The following is a 3,257-nucleotide window of genomic DNA, read 5'->3' as shown; positions in this document are numbered from 1 at the left end:
TGAAAGAGGTGTTCGGTCTGGATGCAGAAGATTTAAATATTGATCTTGGACCGCTAGGCAGCCTGCTTTAAGCGGTCAGTAGGAGGAACAGTATGGCAGTCGAACATAATATGCAGTCAAGTACGATTGTAGATGTGCTCGAAAAGATTTTGGATAAAGGAGTCGTCATAGCGGGGGACATCACCGTAGGAATTGCAGATGTTGAGCTATTAACGATAAAGATCCGCTTGATTGTGGCTTCGGTTGATAAAGCAAAAGAAATCGGCATGGACTGGTGGGAAAATGATCCCTATCTCAGTTCAAAAGGAGCCAATAACAAAGCGCTCGAAGAAGAAAATAAAATGCTGCATGAGCGGTTAAAAACGCTTGAAGAAAAAATAGAAACGAAACGTTAAAAACTGTACGCTACTTAAAAAATGGAGGGATTTACAATGGCAACTGAAACAAAATTAGATAACACACAGGCAGAAAACAAGGAAAATAAAAATACGGAAAACGGTTCAAAAGAAAAGAACGGTTCAAAAGCAAGCAAAACAACAAGCAGCGGGCCAATCAAACGAGCGGTAGCAGGAGGCATCATCGGTGCAACGATTGGATATGTATCGACTCCTGAAAATCGAAAAAGTCTCCTTGACCGCATTGATACAGACGAATTAAAAAGCAAAGCATCTGATTTAGGAACAAAGGTAAAAGAAAAATCAAAAAGCAGTGTGGCCAGCCTGAAAACATCTGCGGGAAGCTTGTTTAAAAAAGATAAAGATAAAGATAAATCAAAAGATGATGAAGAAAACGTAAATTCTTCTAGTAGCGAACCAGAAGACGATAACGTTCAAGAGTACGACGAGTTAAAAGAAGAAAATCAAACTCTTCAAGATCGCTTATCACAGCTTGAAGAAAAAATGAACATGCTTGTTGAGCTTAGCCTCAATAAAAATCRAGACGAAGAAGCGGAAGATACAGATTCCGACGAAGAAGAGAACGATGAAAACGAAGAAAACGAGCAGGACGACGAAAACGAAGAAGAAACATCTAAGCCTCGTAAAAAGGATAAAAAAGAAGCTGAGCAAGAAGAGGAAGAAGAAAGTGAAAGTGACGAAGACAGCGAGGAAGAAGAGGAAGATTCTCGCTCAAACAAAAAAAATAAAAAAGTAAAATCAGAAGAAGAAGACGAAGATGAAAGCGAAGAAGAAAAAAAGGAAGCGAAACCAAAAAAGTCAACAGCTAAAAAATCAAAAAATACAAAAGCAAAGAAAAACACGGACGAAGAAGATGATGAAGCAACATCTCTTTCTAGTGAAGACGATACAACAGCCTAAGACGTAAAGGAGGAAAGAAAGACATGAGTACAGGCCCTTCTTTTTCAACTAAAGACAGTACGCTTGAATACTTTGTGAAAGCTTCTAATAAACACGGCTTTTCACTTGATATTTCATTAAATGTAAACGGCGCTGTGATTTCCGGTACCATGATTTCAGCAAAAGAATACTTTGATTACTTAAGCGAAACGTTTGAAGAAGGCAGTGAAGTGGCTCAGGCGCTAAGCGAACAATTCTCTTTAGCAAGCGAAGCGAGCGAATCAAACGGAGAAGCAGAAGCCCATTTTATTCATTTAAAAAATACAAAGATTTACTGTGGAGACAGTAAATCTACTCCTTCTAAAGGAAAGATCTTTTGGAGAGGGAAAATAGCAGAAGTAGACGGGTTTTTCTTAGGAAAGATTTCTGATGCAAAATCAACGAGTAAAAAGAGTTCATAAAAAACGGCGGGGTGATTGCCCTGCCGTTTTTTAGTGATGTGATGACATGTGCAGCTTCTTTTTTCGATACATGAGGGGAGTCATCTTCATTTCTTTTCGAAACTGATTAATAAAATAGCTTGTACTATTAAACCCTACTTGATAAGCGACGTCCGTCACATTTGCTTCTGCTTGCTGCAGCATAACTAAGCTTTGCTGAATTCGATAGTTTAATACATAGGTCAAAGGAGATTTTTTTAACATTTTCTTAAAATATCGACAGCATTCAGAACGGCTCAATTGTCCGGATTTGGCAATATTATCAAGCGTAATCTTTTCAGCAAAGTGCAAATGAATCCAATTGAGCATTTGCTTCATCCGCTGATTTTTGATCATTTCTTTTTCATTGTATTTCAGCTGCAAACCGTTAAGAATTAAATTTTTCCAAAGTATGCTGAGTTCAGAGGCAATCTCTATTTCATAGTGGTGCGGCTGCTTATGAATCCATGTGTGTATCTTATGTATAGACTCTAACACGTTGTTTCCCCAGGCTTGCTTTGGACTGATGAATAAATGTGATAGATTCGTTGCATGAATGTAGGGATAAACGTAATTTGTAAAAAGCTCTTGCGGCACAAGAAAATGAGGAGAAACATTTAAACAAATGTACACGCAGCCGGATTTGTTTATATCTTCAGTCATATGAAGACATCCGCTGTTAATAAACAGTCCGTAGCCTTGTTTTACAATCACTGTTTTTTCGTTTATTTGAAAAGACGCATCACCTTTTATAACCAATACAAATTGAAGTTCATCATGCCAGTGAAGAGGGATGTAGCCGTTTATGTGATCACTGATCGTCGTTTGATAACATGCTACTGGCAGCTCAACGGTGCGATGGGTCGTTAGCTCTTTTAAGTTTTCATCAATTTTAAAATGGGCTGCTGGCATACATGTTCACCTCAATATATTTATATTTTTTAATGCAATATGCGTATTTTCTGCCCCGTTTTTCACTTATTATAACACTATTCTTATAATAAAAGTGAGGGATGGAAGATGAACGATCTCAGCCGGAAAAAAGGGTTCTTCTTTGTAACAACTGGAGCTATATGTTGGGGGATGGGAGGGACGGTTGCTCAAAAGCTTTTTCAAGAATTTGAAATCAGTGTAGACTGGCTTGTTTCAGTACGGCTGCTCATTGCGGGTTTTTTGCTGCTAATGATTTCATGTATAAAAAATAATCATTCTCACGTATTTGGAGTATGGAAGAACCGAAAGGCAGCTCTTCAGCTCGTCGTTTTTGCCATATTTGGTATGCTCGCCGTTCAGTATACATATATGGCTTCTATTAAGCATGGAAATGCAGCAGTAGCTACGCTGCTGCAGTATTTATCACCGGTGATGATTATCATTTATTTGCTTTTGCGCAAGCAGTCTATATTTACGCGACAAGACGTCATCACTGTTTTGCTGGCACTGGGGGGCTGCTTTTTTTTATTAACAAACGGCTCTATTTCTC

At 38.4% G+C, this 3,257-nt stretch carries 5 protein-coding genes; 4 read left to right on the top strand and 1 reads right to left on the bottom strand.

What is annotated here, in order from left to right:
• Positions 1-92 precede the first annotated feature (92 nt).
• The 3 genes from AC1DRF_RS20630 to gvpU are packed head-to-tail and all read left to right on the top strand — an operon-like array spanning position 93 to position 1,756.
• Positions 93-395 (top strand): gas vesicle protein, encoded by a 303-nt coding sequence (locus AC1DRF_RS20630; RefSeq protein ID WP_013057989.1) that lies wholly within the window; start codon positions 93-95, stop codon positions 393-395.
• A gap of 36 nt (positions 396-431) precedes the next feature.
• Entirely contained in the window at positions 432-1,316 is an 885-nt protein-coding gene (gene gvpT, locus AC1DRF_RS20625) for a GvpT/GvpP family gas vesicle accessory protein (RefSeq protein ID WP_477741557.1), read from the top strand.
• Positions 1,317-1,339: 23 nt separating this feature from the next.
• Positions 1,340-1,756, top strand: a complete 417-nt coding sequence (gvpU, locus tag AC1DRF_RS20620; protein WP_014459206.1) for a gas vesicle accessory protein GvpU — start codon at positions 1,340-1,342, stop codon at positions 1,754-1,756.
• Between the two features lie 30 nt (positions 1,757-1,786).
• Here gvpU and AC1DRF_RS20615 read toward each other — a convergent pair whose 3' ends face one another.
• Complete coding sequence (locus AC1DRF_RS20615) at positions 1,787-2,686, bottom strand: AraC family transcriptional regulator (RefSeq protein ID WP_477741556.1); 900 nt, start codon at positions 2,684-2,686, stop codon at positions 1,787-1,789.
• A 108-nt stretch (positions 2,687-2,794) separates the two neighbouring features.
• Between AC1DRF_RS20615 and AC1DRF_RS20610 the strand changes: the two genes are divergently transcribed.
• The coding region (locus tag AC1DRF_RS20610; protein WP_477741555.1) for a DMT family transporter at positions 2,795-3,257 on the top strand (463 nt) is incomplete at its 3' end.

The organism is Priestia sp. P5_B4, assembly GCF_056400385.1.
The sequence above is the reverse complement of the archived record's forward strand: the minus strand, read 5'-3'. Positions and strand labels throughout refer to the sequence as shown.

Coding starts and splice junctions, on each gene's coding strand:
- AC1DRF_RS20630 (WP_013057989.1), top strand. CDS start 93: ATGGCAGTCGAACATAATATGCAGTCAAGTACGATTGTAGATGTGCTC.
- gvpU (WP_014459206.1), top strand. CDS start 1,340: ATGAGTACAGGCCCTTCTTTTTCAACTAAAGACAGTACGCTTGAATAC.
- AC1DRF_RS20615 (WP_477741556.1), bottom strand. CDS start 2,686: ATGCCAGCAGCCCATTTTAAAATTGATGAAAACTTAAAAGAGCTAACG.